This window comes from Poriferisphaera corsica (assembly GCF_007747445.1).
Taxonomy (GTDB): Bacteria; Planctomycetota; Phycisphaerae; order Phycisphaerales; family Phycisphaeraceae; genus Poriferisphaera; species Poriferisphaera corsica.
Window position 1 is genome coordinate 3,278,584 of the sequence record NZ_CP036425.1, and the last position, 18,092, is coordinate 3,296,675.

Here is an 18,092-nt window from a genome sequence, read left to right on the forward strand (position 1 = left end):
ATCCAAAGCCTGTGTCGTTTTCTTTGCGCATTTTAAAAACAAAAACACTTCACTCTGCCTTAAGGTTCCCTCAGCTAATCTATCACGCAACTCAAAGATCGAACTGCACCTCGATCTAACCTTTAGAAAGGAAAACATATGAAAACTAAGCTCTCTCTCGTTCTCGCTCTCGGCGCACTGACACTCGGCGGCACAAATCTCTTCGCAGAAACAGTAGCCCCAAGCAAAACCGCTCCACGTGTCGAAAAGAAGGAAGTCAAAGACGCCGACGGCGCTAAGAATCAGGAAGGTGCTACCGACAAGGAAAAAGCACCCGCCGACAAGAAAGAACAAAAAGATTCTAAAAAGCAAACGCCTAAAAAATAAGACCCTTTTGGTCATTTAACGACATTCAATCTTTCACAAGGTGTCATTACGAACTCTCTCACATTTCGTACATCACCCGATCAAACTGCACCTGGCTCCTGCCCGGTGCAGTTTTGATTTAAAAAATAAACCGTTAAAATTAAGCCCGTATCCATTACTTCGGAATCATAAATATGCGCATACTCGTCATCGAAGATGAAACCGATCTCCTGCACGTCATCGCCCAAGCCCTCCGCGAACAAGGCTATGCCATCGATGAAGCACAAGACGGCGAAGAAGGTCTTTACAAAGCACAATCACACACCTACAACGCCATCGTCCTCGACCTCATGCTCCCTCATATCCCCGGCCTCGAAATCCTCAAGCAACTCAGACAATCAGGCTCTAAAACCCCCGTCCTCATTCTCACCGCTCGCGGCTCCATCGAAGATCGTGTCACAGGTCTCGACGCTGGCGCCGACGATTACCTCATCAAACCATTTGAACTCGATGAGCTTTTCGCTCGCATCCGATCACTGATCCGCCGCAATCATGACACCTCACAAAACACCATACATGTCGATGACTTTACCATCGATATCAACAAACACCTTGTCTTACTGAACGACAACCCCATTGACCTCACACCCCGTGAATACGCCATCTTTGAATGCCTCACCCTCAATCGTGGCAAAGTCATCAGCAAAGAAAAACTCTACGACACCCTCGTCGATGAATTCGATGATTCACTTTCGAACGTTATCGAAGTACACATCTCAAATTTACGCAAAAAACTAGATAAAAATATCATCACAACCCGCCGAGGCATGGGATATATTATCGACTAATCCACGAACTTCCCAGCGATCATGAATCACAAAATCCGCATAAAATCTACACGCATCAAACTACTAGGCGGGTATGCCGCATTGCTGATCCTCCTCCTCAGCATCTTCGGCATCACCCTCTTTCAACTCGTCAATCGTACCTCATACAACCTAATCGATGAGGAACTTCTTTACGATGTTGGCAATGCGCTCATCACTTTCCGAAATCAAGAGTTACAAAGCCAGCCACCCTCACATACTGAACCTCTAAACCCAAACACAATACTTGACGACCAGTATTGGGAATCCAACACCAACCCGAACCTACTCAATGACAGGCGTGAGGACAACGAACGCTGGTGGCTCCAATACGAAAACCAAGCCAAATCACAAGCCCAACCACAAATCCCAAATTCATCTAACCCCAAATTAGATAAACCCAACCTTCAAAAACTCGCCACACCACCAAACCGAACGCCAACCCCTAACCCTTGGAAAAGCGAAACCCCGCAGCAACTCAAAAAACCTTACCTTACCATCTGGCAAGACCTCTCCAACGATCAACGCATCATCTACCGTGGCTACTCCGACATCTTCTCACTCCCTAACACAGCAACACTTGACACAAATAAAATCCACTACAGAAACAGAGATTCGTGGCGTGAAATCCTTCTCTTCGACAAGGATGTCTGGGTCCTCGCCGGCCGCCCACTTGATCTCAAACGCGCCGAAATCGTTATCATCAAAAACACATCCATCTTCCTCGGCACAATCATCCTCGCTGCTGGTCTCCTCGGCGGTTGGTGGCTCACAGGACGCGCCATCGAACCAATCAACAAAATTTCCAACACCGCTCGAACCATATCAGCCTCCAATCTTGATCAACGCATCGACCTTGAAAAAACCGAAGACGAACTCGGCCAACTCGCCCTCGTCCTTAACCAAATGTTTGATCGTCTCAAAGGCAGCTTCGATCAGCAAAATCAATTCATCGCTGACGCTTCCCATGAACTCCGCACACCGCTCGCCATCCTCGTTTCACAGATTGATCTCGCACTCCGCCGCGACCGCGACACTGCAGAATACAAAGATGCACTTCAGCGTTGCCAACGGTCTGCACATCGCATGAAACAACTCGTCGACGATCTGCTTATCCTCGCCGCCGCTGATCAGAATCGCCTCAAACTCAATCCTGAAACGTTTGATCTTGCAGACGCTGCGCATTTCTGCATTGAGATGACCACCCCACTCGCTCAACAAAACAACATCACCCTGCACCTCAACACACAACCCGCCACCATCACCGCAGACAAAGTCAAAATCACCCAGGTCATTACCAACCTTATTTCTAACGCGATCACCTACAATTCGCCTAACGGATCGGTCACCATCACGATCACTCAAACTGCGAGAAAAACCACATTAACCGTCTCCGACACGGGCATAGGCATTGCCCCTCAAGATGTAAAACACATCTTCGAGCGTTTTTACCGTGTCGACAAAGCCCGCTCCCGGCAACGCGGTGGTTCGGGCCTCGGCCTCGGTATCTGCAAAAGCATCATCGACGCCCATCAAGGCTTCATCTGGTGCGAAAGCACACCAAACCTTGGCAGCTCCTTCTCTTTCTCTATCTAAACCAATAAAAAAACGCCCCACATTGTAGGGCGTTCAATCATCCATTCATCTATTCGCCTTATCCCGGCAGCGAATCTCCCGGCTGCGGCTGACGGTGATCATAAAATACCTCCGCAACCTGCTTGCCAATCTGTTCAGCCAACTCACGTCGCAATTGAAGCTCAATACTAGGCCCATCAAAGTTCACACCCTGATACGGCAACTCCACTTTCAACATATAGCCCGGCGGCGTCATCGTACGATCCACAATCTTTTTCGCTTCTGGGAACAATCGCTTGCCCGTCTTCGAATCAATCACCTTCACTTCAACCGTCGCGTTCGGCCGGTACACATTCCCCGCATAATGAATCGTAAACGATTTAATGCTCACATACACCACCTGATCCGCATCCAATCGCTTACCTATCCGATTGATAGGCATCTTTGCAAAATCTTCCCCGACCTCATCCTCCAACCCATAAATCTTATCTGATGGAATCAACGTCACATACGATTCAAGCTTTTCAGGGTCCTCGATCTTTTTATTCTTTTCAATCACCGGATCGATCATCTCACGCTGCATGTAATGCTCAATATTCGTGGTGATCGTCCGTAAGATCTGCGAATTTGGCACCGCACCCATCGGATCATCCACCATGACCAGCGTCTTATCCGTTGGCAACACATACGCAGCCTTCACCTTCCCGCCCTGAATAAAATCAGCCACAAACGCAAAACCCGCGCACCCCGATGCGACACCCATCCCACCCAACACCACCAACATCAAACCCAGCATGCATACCTGTCGGTTCATCTCGATTCCCCTATAACCTTGCGTTATCTATCCGTTCGTTAGTCCACCATACACATTATTTCTTGCGAACGATCTCATGATCGTAAAACAGCCCTGCCGCATCCCGTGAAAAGATCGAGAGCATCCCAAGCTGTATTTTTTCATCGCTCGAATCGAGCACACCCACCTTCGAATCTTCTGGAAACTCCGCACGCACCGTCTGTGCAAACACTGCCTCATTACCTTCCGCCACCGTCACATGCCCCGCCACAATCCCCTTCCACTGATACTTGTTCCCAGGCTCGTGTGTCCTGTACTCACTCAAATCCACCACAACAACAGCATCCACATTCAGTGCATCAATCAGATTCTCATAACCCGACGTGCTCCAGAACGGATTATTTCGTTGATAAGCCAATACCGTCGTCGGATCCATCACACGAATCGATGGCATGTTCTCCGCCATCCGCGCCGTGATCGCACGACTCGTCCGCAAAATCGCTTCATTATACTTGTACAAAATCTCATCCGATGCGGCGACCAATACCGCAATCTTCTTCCCTTCAAGCTTCGTGTACTCAGCCTTCACCTCGATCACACTCTCATCCGACCCATACGGCGCAGCCATCCAACCAATAATATTGCAGCCGCCCATCGTCATCAGACCAGCCACCATCAACATCACACCCATCAACTTCGTTCGATTGTTCATCATGCCTGTTCCATAACCTTTATTTCTGTTTCTAGCTCACAGCACTGGTCATACGCCTGCACCACCCCGCATGTTTCCCCTGACGTAAAACTTCTTGCTTTAGATTTACACAACCACCTGCCCCCCTACTTTTGCCACGCCATTGTACCCATTCCCATCACGATGCGGTAACAACTTGTCCACTTTGCCTTATCTGTCACGTATGGAATCCCGACATCGTTGCCACCACGTTGTACAACCAACTCAGCACCAGCAGCACAACCACAGGCACCACCACTCGCGGCCGCCACAAAAATCGCCCCACCGAATCAAGTGACATTCCACTCACAACCGCCCATCCAAACACCCAGCTCAGCCCCGCACACACCACGCTCAACATCATCCCAAACGGCTGGATCAAAAATGCTATCCATAAATCACCCCGCACCGCATGCGTAAACGACGTCGTCATCCCACACGTCAAGCATGGCAACCCCGTACTCAACTTAAAACCACATGGCGGGATATTCATCGTCTGCTGCAACCCATTTTCCGGACTCAACACCAACCAAGCCAACAGCAGCGGAAACAGCACAACCCCTAAAAACACACCACCCATCACCCGATTTCGCCTCGCCACCTCACGCCGCCCCGCCTCATCCCGTGGCAAACCATTCAGACTCCCCGGATGCACACGCCGATGATCATCACAGGCGCTCACCGCCTCCGGTATCTCCGCGCCACCCAATCGGGCCTGCTCACCCTCAAATTGTTCCTCACTTGGCTCTAACATACTCCCATAGCATAGCCCACCCCTTCAACACATGCATCCTCAACCAAACCGCGTACAATAGTCCGCATGTCACCCCTTAATCTCGAAAGCGAACCAGCATTGACCAGCCGTAGAAAAAGACTCACACGCCGCGGCATCTCCGTACTGCCCTCAGCACTCACGCTCGGCAACGCCCTCTGTGGCTTTGCCGCCATCTTCCTCGCCGCCGCCGCTCACCGACCCGACAACGGCTTCCAACTCCCCATGAACTGGTCACCACTCACATTCTCCGCCATCTTCATTTTCGCAGGCATGGTACTCGACGGCCTCGACGGCCACGTCGCAAGACTCACCAAATCAACCTCCGATCTCGGCGAACAACTCGACTCCATGTCCGACATGGTCACCTTCGGCGTCGCCCCCGCTTTCCTCTGCGTACAACTCGTCAACGTCGGCCTCCCCTTCTTCGGCCCGCCTCACGACGACTCCATCTTCAACCGCATCGCACTTCTCGTCGCTTTCATCTACGTCTCCTGCGCCGCTCTCCGTCTCGCTCGCTTTAATATCGAACACGAAGAAGATTCGCCCGACCACACCTCCTTCAAAGGCCTCCCCTCACCCGGCGCCGCAGGCACCGTCGCATCACTCACGCTCCTCCACGAACACTTCCTCCGCCAGAGCGGTATCGAAGGATACTGGACCCTCTCACTAACCGCTGGCATCATGGTCTTTGTCATGCTCGCCGCTGCCATCGGCATGGTCTCAAACTTCCGCTACATCCACGTCCTCAACAAATACGCCAAAGGCCGCGTCCCCTTCCACAACATCGCCTACGGCTCAATCCTCTTCATCCTTCTCATGGTTCGCCCACAACTCACCCTCGCCATCGTCTTTTCAACCTACGCACTCTCCGCACCCTTCATGTATTACTACAACAAATTCTTCCGCCCCGAACACGCTCCCTCCCACATCGTCCCCGATCCTCCTATCGCACCTCAAGACATCGACGATAATCACGACAACGACTAAACAACTTCTCACCACTCAATTATTTTTAAGCCTGCCACCGCCGATAGCAGGGTGTTTTATCATCGCACGCAAACTTCAGATGAACTAATCAACAATTAGCCTAAGCATCCGTTAGCCGCCGCGACGCCTCACTGCTTGCCCTCATTTCATCACGCCTGCAACCCCTGCCAAACTCATTCCCACTAACCTATCCCTCATTCAATTTCTAGCACTAACACTTCTTCCTCCCCCTCGCCTTCCCCCCCACACCACCAATTGCTATCATGTATCAACAGGACTTGGGAGAGTCCTTTCTGTCTTTATATCAAAGACTTATATAAAGACATTGGTGTTGTTTGAGTGCCATTACCGCACTCCTATTTAACGATTCACAATTCATCCGCAGCATTCCCCCCACCCTCCCCTCATGCTCTCATACCTTTCGCCTGCTCATGCGCTGCACTGAATAAAACCGCTATTGCATTGCGAGCGAGAACCATGATCCAGAAACGTAACATCCCCGGAACCGACCTCGACATCAGCCTTCTCGGCTTCGGCAACTTTACCTTCGGTGCTAACTGGTGGGGCGAGTTCACCGACGAGCAGGCCGTCGCCGTCCAGAACTACGCCTTCGATCAAGGCGTTAACTTCTTCGACTCAGCCCCAGCCTACGGCAACGGCACCGCCGAACTGCGTCTCAAAGACACCATCACCTATGCAGGCCGCGATAATATCATCGTCTCCACAAAATTCGGCTACGACCTATCCCCCCCCTCAGGCGCGAGCCGCTCCGAGCAATCACACAGAGAACGTCCACAAGACTTCTCCGAAGCTTTCATCCGAAAAGACCTCGAAAACTCTCTCAAAAACCTCGGCACAGATTTCATCGACCTCTACCAAGCTCACAACATCAAGCTTGAGCACTACAACGATGAACTGCTCGACACCATGAACAAGCTCCAGACCGAAGGCAAAATCCGTCACTGGGGCATTGCCGTCGGCCCCGCCATCGGCTGGCGTGAAGAATGCTGGGACGCATTCAACCGCTACAACGCCGCCACCGTCCAGACTGTTTTCAACATGTACGAACAAGACCCCGGCCGCGAATGCTGCGAAATCGCAGCCGCCCGCGGACGTGGCGGTGTCATCTCTCGCGTGCCCACAAACTCCGGGATGCTCGATGATGAATTTTCATCACCTGACCACAAGTTTGCGCAGAACGATCATCGAAAATTCCGCGACAAAAACTGGCTCATCTATGGCCTCAAAAAGAATGATATGATCCGACCACTTGCCGAAGCACTCGGCCTGTCATTGCGTCAATTCGCATTCCGTTGGCTCGCTTCACAACCCGCTATGGTTTCTGTTGAACCCAACATCCTGACCAATGCTGATATTGACGATTACGCCAAGGTCGCTGATGGACAAGGTTTACCGCAAGACGTGCTTGAAAAAGTACAGGCATGGTATGACACGGATTTCGATCTTGGACAGGAAGCTCATCCATGTGATCACAAATCCTCGATCACCGAAACCGGCGCGATCTCCAGTCAATATATTAAGCCTGAGATTGTCACAGCCTGATCATCGCTTATTAAACAAGACCTTAAAGCCGAGGCTCGATGCCTCGGTTTTTCTTATGCAATGACAACCCGCATGCGCGCACAGAAGTGAACCAAACTCTCTCCCGAGTGATATCCGTCACGATCAATTTCTGACTGTTTTCATGCTGTTTTTAACCATAGTTAAGGCTTCTTTGACGGTTTTTGACCGAAACAGCATCAAGTCGCCAATTTGCGAAAATCCGCCCTGCCCCGCTAAGTACTTGATCTGAATATGGTTGTACAAACAGCGCGCAAAATTCGCGCACAGGTAGTCTAACCGTATGTTAGTCTATTTTCGTTTGATCAGTAAACAAAACACGCGCATGTGCGCACGTTTCAGATAGGCAATTTACATATATTCTAACTGATGATTAGACAGCTAAACGGAGTGCTGATCATTGAACTTAAAAGATAGAGCGTGATTGAAAGCGGGAACTCTATTCTGGGACATAGGGCTGGAGGACGCTGGAGGATGCTGGGGAACGTTGGGGGCGCGGGGGGATGGGGGGGGGGGGGAAGAGACTTATTTTGAAAAACAGGGATTGAGATTGAGGGGATTGGGGGGGGGGGGGGGGAGAGGAACTAAAAACTGTTGAGGAGTGCTAGCCATAAGCCGGTGAGGGCGAGGGTGGTGATGGTAACGGGGATGCCGATTCGGGCGTGGGTGAGCCAGTCGATTTTGATGCCGCCGCGTTCGGCTTGGGTGACGACAATAATGTTGGCGATTGAGCCAACGATAATGAAATTACCCGCAAGGGTGGAGGAAAGAGCAAGAAGCGGCCCGTAGCTCGGCTCGGTGACGACATTGAGGAGCAGAAGAACAGCAGGGACATTTGAGACAAGGTTTGAGAGGATCGCGGTGATCACGTAAAGCGGCGCCTGACTTTCCAAATCTATCTGGTAGTTAGCTAACGTCTTGACAATTTCAGGAAGGGTTTGGGTTTGATAGAGCGCGTCGTTGACGATAAACAATCCAATGAAGAGGAGAAGGAGTTGCCAATCGACTCGGCTTAAGATTGAGGCAGTGTGTTGTTTGCGAGAAAGCAGAAGCAAGGAAGCACCGGCTAACGCAACAATAGGTTTATGAAAGGTTGTGAAGAGGAAGAAGCCAACGATGACAATGAGGATAAGACTGGTGAGGATCGCACGCGGCCAATCTAATGCCTGATTAGCAGCATCGTCTTTCTCAATTTTTTTAGAAATTTTAAAACTGTTTTTTGCTTTAAAATCTGGAGTCAACAGAACAATGATCCCCCAGGTAACAATGAGGGAGAGTGTCACGGGAAGGATGGCCATGGCGAGATACTTGGGAAAGGACAGGCGGAGAACTTCCCCGATGAGGATATTCTGGGGATTGCCGATGAGGGTGGCGGCAGATCCGATATTGGCGGCGCAAGCAAGCGCGATCAGGTAAGGGATGGGGTTGAGTTTCCGCTGCATACATGCGGAAAGAAGAACGGGGGTTGTGGCAAGACAGACGATGTCGTTGGCGAGCAGTGCGGAGAGGAATGCGATGACGAAGATCACGATGAGTAATAGGAATTTGGGTGTGATGTTGGTAACGATAATGTTGCGGGTAATCAGCGCATAGAGGCCGGACTGGGCGAAATTGGCGGAAATGACCATGAGGGCGAAGAGCAGGAAGATGGTGGAGGCGTCGACGGCTTGCCAAGCGCCGGTGACGGTGAGTTCACGGGTGAGGAGCATGGCGACGGCGCCGAGCAAGGCGATGCCGGTGCGATCCACACGTAAGAATGGGATGCGGCCAGCGATCATGCCGAGGTAGACGAGGATGAAGATGATGATGACGGCAGTGGTCATGGTGTGGGGGAGAATAATGCTCGTTGTTAGTGCGAGGAAAGGACGCAAGCGAGGATTGAAAGTGCGATGGCCAATACATGGTGCTGATTGCAGGACACCACGACCAGTGGTCGTGGGCTTGAAGTGTATGGCGTATGATGTCTGTGACATCATGAACTGGTATCGGCTGTAGTACGGCAGATAAGAGAAAAAGAGCAAATAGACGAGTCACGATAATGAGCGAATTACAAGGCGAAAAGGTTTATCAGACGGAGCGATTTGATGTTTATGAAGTGGATCTAAAAAAACGCAGCGGGGGCGCTCTGCGGCGAGGATATATCAAGTCGGCGAATGCGGTGGTGATTTTGCCGCTACTGGAGATGGGGGCAGAGGATGAGGAGGATCGGTGCCAGTCAGCGATGGGCGTGGAAGATAGATCACACGAACAGGGAGAGGTGAAAGTCGTGTTGATACGAAATGAGCGGTTTGCGCTGGGGAAAACGCTTTGGGAGCTGCCTGCGGGGACATTGGAGACGGGCGAGGAGGCGAAACTGGACGAAGCGGCGGGCCGAGAATTGTCGGAAGAAACGGGATATGAGGCGGAACAAATTGAGCGGGTTGCGGGGTTTTATGCATGTCCGGGAATGGTGACGGAGAAATTGCATGGGTATGTGGCGCGAAATTTGAGGTACGTGGGGCAGAAATTAGATGAGACTGAGAAGATTACGACTGAAGCGGTGCCTATGAGTAAGACGATGGAAATGATACAGGCGGGGGAGATTGAGGATGCGAAGAGTATCGCGTTGATACTGTATTACAATACGTTTTTAAGTGGCGGCACGGAAACAGGTGGCGAAGCGTTATGAGTTTTGAAAACCGCGATTATTATCGGGATACAGATGAGCAAGGTGGTATGGGATTTGGCCGCATGGCGAATGCGTCGGTGGTATGGTGGCTGATCGGGATTAATGTGGCGGTTTTTGTGCTGGATCACTTTATTGGGATGGCGGCGGGACGTAAGTGGCTGGAGGCGATTGGGAATTACAATATCGCTCAGGCGATTTATGGTGGGCAGATCTGGCGGTTTGCGAGTTATGAGTTTTTACATGGTGGGTTGGGGCACATTTTCTTCAACATGCTGGGTTTGTACTTTTTCGGGCCGCTGATTGAAAGATGGTGGGGGTCGAGACGGTTTTTGGCGTTTTATCTGATCTGTGGTGTGGGCGGATCGATCTTGATGTCGCTGATGGGATTTGTGGGGATTTTGGATGTTGGGCCTAACACGATTTTAGTCGGTGCGTCGGGATCACTGTTTGGGATCTTGGTGGCGGCTGCGGTGTTGTATCCGGATATGCGTGTTCAGATGCTGTTCCCGCCGATCCCGATCTCAATGCGGGCGATGGCGTTGATCTTTTTGGGGATTGCATTATTCGTGTCGTTTGGTGGCGGCGAGAATGCGGGTGGACAGGCGGCTCATTTGGGCGGAGCGTTATTTGGTTATTTGCTGGTGAAGCGGCCACGGAGTTTGGACTGGGCGGATCGACTATCGATGGGGGGCGTGACGAAGAAAAGCCGCGAGGCGCGGCAGGTCTATCGCAAACAGAAAACTGAGAACTTCGATATCGAAGTGGATCAGATTCTGGACAAAGTGCGGGATCATGGGTTGCAGTCACTAACGAAGAGAGAGAAGAAGATTTTGCAGCAGGCGACGGATCGACAGCGGAAGAATGTGGGGTGACCCCTGTCCCCCCCACTACCCCAGAAGGTGAGATACGAGCGGGAAATGAGGGGCAGGATGAGAGGGGGAGAATTGCAGGCAATTGAATGATTTTGTTACAAACATCCCACGACCGGCGGTCGTGGGCTTGTTTCTATGTTATCTGGTGGAAAGGTGGGCTAGGAATGTGAAGGATTGCGGATTTGGGGTAAGGGAGGGAGAATGAGTGGAGATAAGGATAGGCTGCTAATAGAGGATCGATGCGTGGATATCAAGATGTTACATGTTGTGCGTGAAGGGGGAGGCTTGGGTTATCCGTGCGGATTGATGCGATTGAAGGGGCTTTTGGGTGCTGTGGAAGGGGTAAAGGAGCATGTTCTGTTGCTGGGGAGCCAACTATTGGCTGAGGAATGTGAGTCGGTGGGGATTGAGGGGGCTGAGCGACTGGGCGTGCCGGGCAGCAGCGGGGTGGCGGGATACTTTGGGATCCGGCGGCGGGTGAGAGAGTTGGGCGATATCCAGATCGTGAGTTGTGATGATGTGGGCCTATTGTGGGCGGCTAATCGGGCGGCAAAAAATGCGCGGAAGTTGTTGTGGTTGAATGAGTTGCCTGTGGGCAGACGGCTACTTTGGCTGCGAAAGTTCATGAATGGACGTCGCGGCGATCATTGCAGAGTGGTGGTGAGTGGTGAGGTGATGCGAAATGAGTTGGCGCGGCTGGGAATACCTGCTGGACGCGTGAAGATTGTGGGGCCTGCAGCGGATGAAGGCGAGATTGTGCGGGACGAGGCTGTTTTGGGTCAGAAGCGGGTAAAATGGGGTGCGGTGGGCGAGGATAAGTTTGTGGTGGGTTTGCTGAGTGATCGGCCGTATACGTCGGATACGCGGCTGGTGAGCTTGGCGGGGGGGACGTCGAGTTTGGTGGTGAGCCATAAATTGGGGAGGCCGTGGCAGATGCGGGTGCTGGTGAACGCGATGCATATGCACCGGGACCGATCGGTGGATCTGAATGATGAGTTTGGGCATCTGGGGTTATTGGTGCAAGAAGGCGGGACCAGCCGTGGCTGGGAGATCTTGGAGGCATGCGACGCGGTGGTGGTGACGGGTAAAGGGTCAGGGGAGAGCCTGGCGTGGGCTTGTATGAGTGGGAAGCCGATGCTGGTGGAGGGGAATGCGCGGCTGCGGGGGATGTTAAGTGAGGTTGATGGGGCTGAGGAGATGATTTTCGATGAGGATGATTTGCGTAAGCCAAGCGATGTGCTGACGGTATGGGCGATGGATGAGAAGGCGAAGCGAGAGGCTGGGGAGTTGAGCAAGCGAGTGGGCGAGAAGCTGTTTGGGCGCATGGAACAACGAGCGGTGTATGAGGGGATTGTGCGGGGACTGGTTGGGTGAGAAAAGAGGGGGTTTTCAGGGAGTAAGAGGGGGTATAAATGCGGCTCCTGAGGACAGATAAGACTTGACGAAATATCTGTAATAGGTAGAGTTATGTCAATTCATAGGTTTATGGAAAATCATGAAATCATTGATTTTGTGTTTAGAGCATGTTGCGACAATACCTGCCACGTTGACCGGTCGGTCGCTACGTGAAAAAGACTTCCCGTCTGGGCCTGCTGCTGGTTGCAGCTTCGGAAGGCATGGCAAGTCACCACGCAAACTGCTTTAGTGTCATGAGCCTGTGTGGGCTGATTTGGCGTGATGCGAATCGCGTTGAGTTGGCGATAAAAATTGATAACTATTGCCCCTCTTGGATAGTGTGTGAAAAGGCATGTCATTTGAGAGGATATAACCGGCACGAACCCGGGTAAGACCTGGTCTGCTGCGAACTACGCTAACGATGTTCCGAATGTGAGGGACGAGGTTAGTGTGGACGTCTGGAAGATGCTGCGAAAAAATGCGGCGGACAGACGGGATAAATCAAACGATGTACAACATTGGCCTGCCAAGCAGGCTGAGTAAACGAATTAAACGGCTAACAACCGGATCAGACTAAAAAACCAGCGCCAACGGGTCAGGATTGGGAATTGGGCAGTTGCGGTGTCATAGATGGCGTATGAGCGTATGAAAAAGATGCGCTTGATGCGGTGAATAGCCTGCTTGTAGAGATTGATACTCCCGTCATATTTCAGATATATCGCGGCGGAGAACCGGATCGTTAGTATCGACTGACGATGAGGTAAACCCGCGACCGTGCCCCAGTACCAACTGGTATTGCTATGCAGTGCAGATGCAGCTAGTTGGAGAAAAGGGGTACTTAGAGATGATAGATCTCATGTATGTACTAGCGCAGCCTACGGCAGCCCCAATAGGGCTGTCTGATTTGCTATTTGGCATCAGTGGCTTGGTGGGCGGTGCTGTTGGTGCGTGGCTGACGCTTTGGTTTTTGAGTAATCAGAGTATTGGTAAGGCTCAGAAGGAAGCTCAGGACATTATTGACCGGGCGAAGAGCGAAGGCGAAACGCTGCGCAAGCAGTTGGAGCTGGATTCACGTAATGAGCAGGCGGCGAGACGCGAGACGTTTGAGAAGGAAGTTGAATCCTCACGTAATGAGCAGAAAGAGGTTGAACGCAGGCTTACCAAGCGTGAAGACAATCTGGATCGGAAGCTGGATACGCTGACGACAAAAGAGAAGTATCTGGTTGATCTGGATAACAAGATCAAGAGTCGTGAGGGACAAGTTAATAAGCGCGAAGGCGAGTTGACGGATTTGATCGCGAAGCATGAAAAAGTGCTGGACGAGACTGAGGCTGAGAAGAAGCAGGTGCTGCTACGGATTAGCGGGATGAGCGAAGATGAAGCTCGCAAAGAAGCACTCAAAGCGGTTGAGCGTGAATGCCAGCATGAAGCGGGGCAGATTGTCCAGCGGATTACGGATCGCGCGGAGGAAGAAGCGAAAGAAAATTCACAGAAGATCACGCTCATGGCGATTCAGCGATATGCGTCAGAGCATGTGTCTGATTCGACGGTTAGCGCGATTGCGATCCCGAGTGACGATATGAAGGGTCGCGTGATTGGTCGCGAGGGCAGGAACATTCGTGCGTTTGAAAAAGCGACGGGTGTTGATGTGATTGTGGATGACACGCCGGGCGTTGTGGTGGTAAGTTGTTTTGATCCCGTCAGAAGAGCGATTGCTGCGGAAGCGTTGCAGAAGCTTTTGGATGATGGGCGAATCCACCCGGCTCGCATTGAAGAGATTGTTGAGCAGATCACGAAAGAAACGCAACAGCGGATTATCAAGCTGGGTAAAGATGCTTGCATTGAAGCAAATATCCAAGGCTTGCATCCACGTATTGCTGAGATGATGGGTCGGTTACATTACCGCATGTCATATGGGCAGAACATTCTGCGTCACTCGATTGAAGTTTCTTATCTTTGCCAAACGATTGCTGATGAGCTTGGACTTGATGGTGAGATGGCTCGCCGTTGCGGGTTCCTGCACGATATCGGCAAGGCGATGGACCATGAGATTGAGGGTGGTCACCCTGCGATTGGTATGGACTTCTGTAAGAAGTTTGGCGAGAAGGAAGCGGTGCTCAACGCGATTGGCGGTCACCATAATGATATTCCATCAACGACGCCATACACGCCGATCGTGATGGCAGCGGATGCGATCAGTGGTGCGAGACCTGGCGCAAGACGCGAGACGCTTGAGAAGTACGTGAAGCGCCTCGAGCAGCTGGAAGGCATTGCGACGAGTCACAAGGGTGTGAACACGGCGTATGCGATTCAGGCTGGCCGCGAGGTTCGCGTGATCGTTGATCCGGACAACATCGACGACTCAACGTGTGCATATATTGCTCGTGATATTGCGAAACGCGTTAGCGAAGAGATGACCTTCCCAGGTGAGATTAAAGTCACGGTCATGCGCGAGATGCGAACCGTTGAGTTTGCTCGCTAATTCTTCAAGGCGTTTTGCGAAACGTACTAACAATTGAATAGATAAATACTGCAACTTATATACGCTAGGAGCGTCCAAGGCGTGAGGGCCTTGTGTTCCATTAAACAGCGTATGTGCGGGAAGCCCGGACGTGGCGGCGTCCGGGCTCACTTTTTAGCCCCCCCCCTGTTCGTATCATCTCACTTTCCATGCCCGCCCTTGAACCAGCGCGCAATCCCCCCTGTTCGTATCATCTCACTTTCCAAACCCGCCCTTGAACCAGCGCGCAATCCCCCCTGTTCGTATCATCTCACTTTCCAAACCCGCCCTTGAACCAGCGCGCAATCCCCCCCTGTTCGTATCATCTCACTTTCCAAGCCCGCCCTTGAGCTGCGCGCAAGGCCCCTGCCCTGTTTGTCATTTCTCTTTTTTTACGACTACTTGCTGTGAACTTCCCTTTTCGATTTAAACGCGACCCTTGCAAACACCCTGCCACCGGCGGTGGCAGGCTTGATATTAATATTGCTGGAACGTGGAAATGAAACAACGTAATAGAGGGAGGAGGAGAGAAAAATCTTGCGGGATGGAGGCGTGAGGGGCACAATAGGTTTGATGGGTCATCTGTACGGTTTAGCAGAATATTGGTCGCTTGTTGTGAGAGATAAAGGAAGGTGACGCGATGGCAAAGATGGATGAACGAACGGTAAGATGCCCGGAGTGCCATGGGATAATGGAAGAGGGATGCTTGCCGGTGACGCAGGGATTGACGTGGATTAAAGGGCGAAATGCGGAGGGGAATCATTTTGCAGAAAGTTTGCCTGGAACACATGCGGTAATGCGGCCGAACCATATTATGGGTTGGCGATGCAGAAAATGTCGTGTGATTACGTTTAAGTATGGAAAATCACTGGAGCAGAAACCGAGTTGGCAGCGGCAACAAGAGGCGATGCAATCGGCGAAAACAGATGCTGATGTGGAGGATGCGGTGCAGGAAGCTGAGGTTTGAGTTTGTGTGGGGTTGAGTTTTTAAGTGTAAGATGAGCGTATGAGTAAGCCGGTATTGATTGTTGGCGTGAATGGACGTGCAGCGGCGATGAGTGCGCGAAAAATGGGGTATGAACCTTGGGTGGTAGACTGCATTGGGAGTCGGGATTTGCAACGGGTGGCGCATACGTTGCATGTATTGATGCGTGATTACCCGTCGAAGTTGCCGGGGATGGTGGAGAAGGCACCGAAGAGTGCGGCGGTGATGATGAGTGGGGATTTGGAAAACTATCCAGATATATGGGAAGCGATCACGTTTGGGCGTGAAGTGATGGGTAGCAGCGCGGCGGCGGTGCGATCGGTCAGGGCAGCGGGTTCGTTAAGTGAAGTGGAGCTGGCGAAGGGGCTGAAGCATTGCAAGATAAAGACAGAGGGCGGCTTGCTGCAGCGAATTGCTGTCCAGGTCTTTGGTAATTGGGATCGTCGGAAGTATTTGTTGAAGCCGATGAGCGGAAGTGGCGGGATGGGGATTCGTTTTTGGGAGAAGGGGGCGCCGATTGGCCGGGAATATTATTTGCAAGAGTATGTGGCGGGGATGCCGATCGGGGTGATGTTTCGTGCGGATGGCTGGAGTGTGCAGTATGTGGGGGCGTGCGAAATGATTGTGGGTGATGAAGCGTTTGGAAGTGATGGGTTCAAGTATGTGGGGTCTATCGGCGAGATAGACTTGTCGGAAGAAGCGAGAGCGGGTGTAAGCCAATTAGCGGTCGCGATGACGCAACGGCATGATTTGCGGGGTGTGTTTGGGATTGATTTCGTGATGGACTTCAGTGGGAAGCTCCGGCCATTGGAGATCAATCCGCGGTACACGGCGGGTATGGAAGTCTTAGAGATGTGCACAGGGCAATCGGTATTTGATGAACTTTCTTCGAGCAGTAAGAAACGCAAAGAAGGTGAGGCGACACATCTGAAATGGGGCAAAGCGCTGATTAGAGCGAAGATAGATTGCGAGATGCCAGACTTGTTTGGGGTGTTAGGTGAACGATGGATTGCAAACGTGCCGAATGTTGGCGTGAGGGTGAGTCAAGGGGAGCCGATCTGTTCAGTGTTTGCCGATGGGCGAACAAGGGATGAGGTTTATGATGGCCTTAAGGAGAAGGCGAAAAAAATCTACGATGCGGTGCTGCCGATAAAATGAATGTAAAAAAAAGACGATTCATTAGAATCGTCTTTTTACTTGTTTTATAGGATTATATGATTAGGTTGTGGGGACTGAGCCAAACTTACGTTGCCGATTTGTGTATGCATCGAAAGCCTTATAGAGCTCTGCGAGATCGAATTCTGGCCAACAACAATCGGCGATGTAGAGTTCTGCGTATGAGATCTGCCAAAGTAGATAGTTGGAGATACGCATTTCACCGGCAGTGCGGATAAGGAGATCCGGGTCGGGGAGCCCTGCTGTATAGAGGTGTGAGGCAATGAGTGCTTCATCAATGTCAGCGGCTTTGATGTCGCCCTGCTGAACTTGCTGAGCGATATCACGGACAGCGTCGACGATTTCGGCGCGTGAGCCGTAATTGAGGGCGAGAGAGAGGGTCATGCCGGTGTTTTTGGATGTGAGTTCGACAGTTCGGTCAAGCTCATCTAACACGGAGTTAGGCAAACCTTCACGGCGGCCAAGCTGACGGAACTGCACGTTATTGTCGAGCATGGTCTGGCGTTCGGCGAGGAGATACTCGACGTAGAGTTCCATGAGGAAATTGACTTCGGTTTGCTCGCGGGTCCAGTTTTCGGTTGAGAATGAGTAGAGCGTGAGTGCGTCGAGGTTGAGTTCGGCACATTCGGTGACGATGGGCCGAACGATTTCGGCACCGCGTCGGTGGCCGTGAGTGCGTGACATGCCGCGGGCTTGCGCCCATCGGCCGTTGCCGTCCATGATGATCGCAACGTGACAAGGCAGTTTGGCCGAGTCGACGTTAATGATCTGGTTGGAGACTTCACGCTGTGGCATGCGAACTGATCCTTGGAACAAACGGGTCGGTGTGATACGTGTGGTTAAT

Annotated in this window: 17 protein-coding genes; 12 read left to right on the forward strand and 5 right to left on the reverse strand. The window is 51.7% G+C overall.

Annotated elements, in window-relative coordinates; translation table 11 throughout:
- The first annotated feature begins 138 nt into the window (after positions 1–138).
- From KS4_RS13425 to KS4_RS13435, 3 genes are all read left to right on the forward strand, one after another.
- Positions 139–366, forward strand: coding sequence for a hypothetical protein (locus tag KS4_RS13425; protein ID WP_145079074.1), 228 nt, complete (start codon positions 139–141; stop codon positions 364–366).
- 173 nt (positions 367–539) lie between these two features.
- Positions 540–1,193, forward strand: a complete 654-nt coding sequence (locus tag KS4_RS13430; protein ID WP_145079077.1) for a response regulator — start codon at positions 540–542, stop codon at positions 1,191–1,193.
- 21 nt (positions 1,194–1,214) lie between these two features.
- Positions 1,215–2,807 carry a sensor histidine kinase gene (locus KS4_RS13435; protein WP_145079080.1) on the forward strand — a complete coding sequence of 531 codons (1,593 nt, stop codon included), beginning with the start codon at positions 1,215–1,217 and terminating at the stop codon, positions 2,805–2,807.
- A 58-nt stretch (positions 2,808–2,865) separates the two neighbouring features.
- On the opposite strand, the gene KS4_RS13440 is transcribed toward KS4_RS13435, so the two are convergent.
- The 3 genes from KS4_RS13440 to KS4_RS13450 all read right to left on the reverse strand — a co-directional run bounded on the left by KS4_RS13440 (position 2,866) and on the right by KS4_RS13450 (position 5,063).
- Positions 2,866–3,600 (reverse strand): hypothetical protein, encoded by a 735-nt coding sequence (locus tag KS4_RS13440; protein ID WP_145079083.1) that lies wholly within the window; start codon positions 3,598–3,600, stop codon positions 2,866–2,868.
- 55 nt (positions 3,601–3,655) lie between these two features.
- The gene (locus tag KS4_RS13445) at positions 3,656–4,291 is read right to left on the reverse strand and encodes a hypothetical protein (protein ID WP_145079086.1); all 636 of its coding nucleotides are present in this window, start codon (positions 4,289–4,291) and stop codon (positions 3,656–3,658) included.
- A gap of 196 nt (positions 4,292–4,487) precedes the next feature.
- Positions 4,488–5,063, reverse strand: a complete 576-nt coding sequence (locus tag KS4_RS13450) for a DUF2752 domain-containing protein (RefSeq protein ID WP_145079089.1) — start codon at positions 5,061–5,063, stop codon at positions 4,488–4,490.
- 66 nt (positions 5,064–5,129) lie between these two features.
- On the opposite strand from KS4_RS13450, the gene KS4_RS13455 reads away from it, so the two are divergent.
- Entirely contained in the window at positions 5,130–6,071 is a 942-nt protein-coding gene (locus KS4_RS13455; protein WP_145079092.1) for a CDP-alcohol phosphatidyltransferase family protein, read from the forward strand.
- 477 nt (positions 6,072–6,548) lie between these two features.
- The gene (locus tag KS4_RS13460; protein ID WP_145079095.1) at positions 6,549–7,634 is read left to right on the forward strand and encodes an aldo/keto reductase; all 1,086 of its coding nucleotides are present in this window, start codon (positions 6,549–6,551) and stop codon (positions 7,632–7,634) included.
- A 602-nt stretch (positions 7,635–8,236) separates the two neighbouring features.
- Here the strand turns inward: KS4_RS13460 and KS4_RS13465 are convergent.
- Positions 8,237–9,625, reverse strand: coding sequence for an ArsB/NhaD family transporter (locus KS4_RS13465; RefSeq protein ID WP_200761254.1), 1,389 nt, complete (start codon positions 9,623–9,625; stop codon positions 8,237–8,239).
- A gap of 65 nt (positions 9,626–9,690) precedes the next feature.
- Here KS4_RS13465 and KS4_RS13470 point away from each other — a divergent pair, with 65 nt between their 5' ends.
- The 7 genes from KS4_RS13470 (at position 9,691) to KS4_RS13495 (ending at position 17,230) form a co-directional block, all read left to right on the forward strand.
- Positions 9,691–10,320 carry an NUDIX hydrolase gene (locus KS4_RS13470; RefSeq protein WP_145079097.1) on the forward strand — a complete coding sequence of 210 codons (630 nt, stop codon included), beginning with the start codon at positions 9,691–9,693 and terminating at the stop codon, positions 10,318–10,320.
- Positions 10,317–11,192, forward strand: coding sequence for a rhomboid family intramembrane serine protease (locus tag KS4_RS13475; protein WP_145079100.1), 876 nt, complete (start codon positions 10,317–10,319; stop codon positions 11,190–11,192). Before KS4_RS13470 ends, KS4_RS13475 begins: the two co-directional genes overlap by 4 nt.
- A gap of 243 nt (positions 11,193–11,435) precedes the next feature.
- Positions 11,436–12,566 carry a hypothetical protein gene (locus KS4_RS13480; protein WP_145079103.1) on the forward strand — a complete coding sequence of 377 codons (1,131 nt, stop codon included), beginning with the start codon at positions 11,436–11,438 and terminating at the stop codon, positions 12,564–12,566.
- A 121-nt stretch (positions 12,567–12,687) separates the two neighbouring features.
- The gene (locus KS4_RS17675; protein ID WP_200761255.1) at positions 12,688–12,837 is read left to right on the forward strand and encodes a hypothetical protein; all 150 of its coding nucleotides are present in this window, start codon (positions 12,688–12,690) and stop codon (positions 12,835–12,837) included.
- A 606-nt stretch (positions 12,838–13,443) separates the two neighbouring features.
- Entirely contained in the window at positions 13,444–15,069 is a 1,626-nt protein-coding gene (gene rny / locus KS4_RS13485; protein WP_145079106.1) for a ribonuclease Y, read from the forward strand.
- Between the two features lie 658 nt (positions 15,070–15,727).
- Positions 15,728–16,054 carry a PF20097 family protein gene (locus tag KS4_RS13490; RefSeq protein WP_145079109.1) on the forward strand — a complete coding sequence of 109 codons (327 nt, stop codon included), beginning with the start codon at positions 15,728–15,730 and terminating at the stop codon, positions 16,052–16,054.
- 39 nt (positions 16,055–16,093) lie between these two features.
- The gene (locus KS4_RS13495; RefSeq protein ID WP_145079112.1) at positions 16,094–17,230 is read left to right on the forward strand and encodes an ATP-grasp domain-containing protein; all 1,137 of its coding nucleotides are present in this window, start codon (positions 16,094–16,096) and stop codon (positions 17,228–17,230) included.
- A 60-nt stretch (positions 17,231–17,290) separates the two neighbouring features.
- Here KS4_RS13495 and KS4_RS13500 read toward each other — a convergent pair whose 3' ends face one another.
- Positions 17,291–18,043, reverse strand: coding sequence for an isoprenyl transferase (locus KS4_RS13500; protein ID WP_145079115.1), 753 nt, complete (start codon positions 18,041–18,043; stop codon positions 17,291–17,293).
- Between the last annotated feature and the right edge of the window lie 49 nt (positions 18,044–18,092).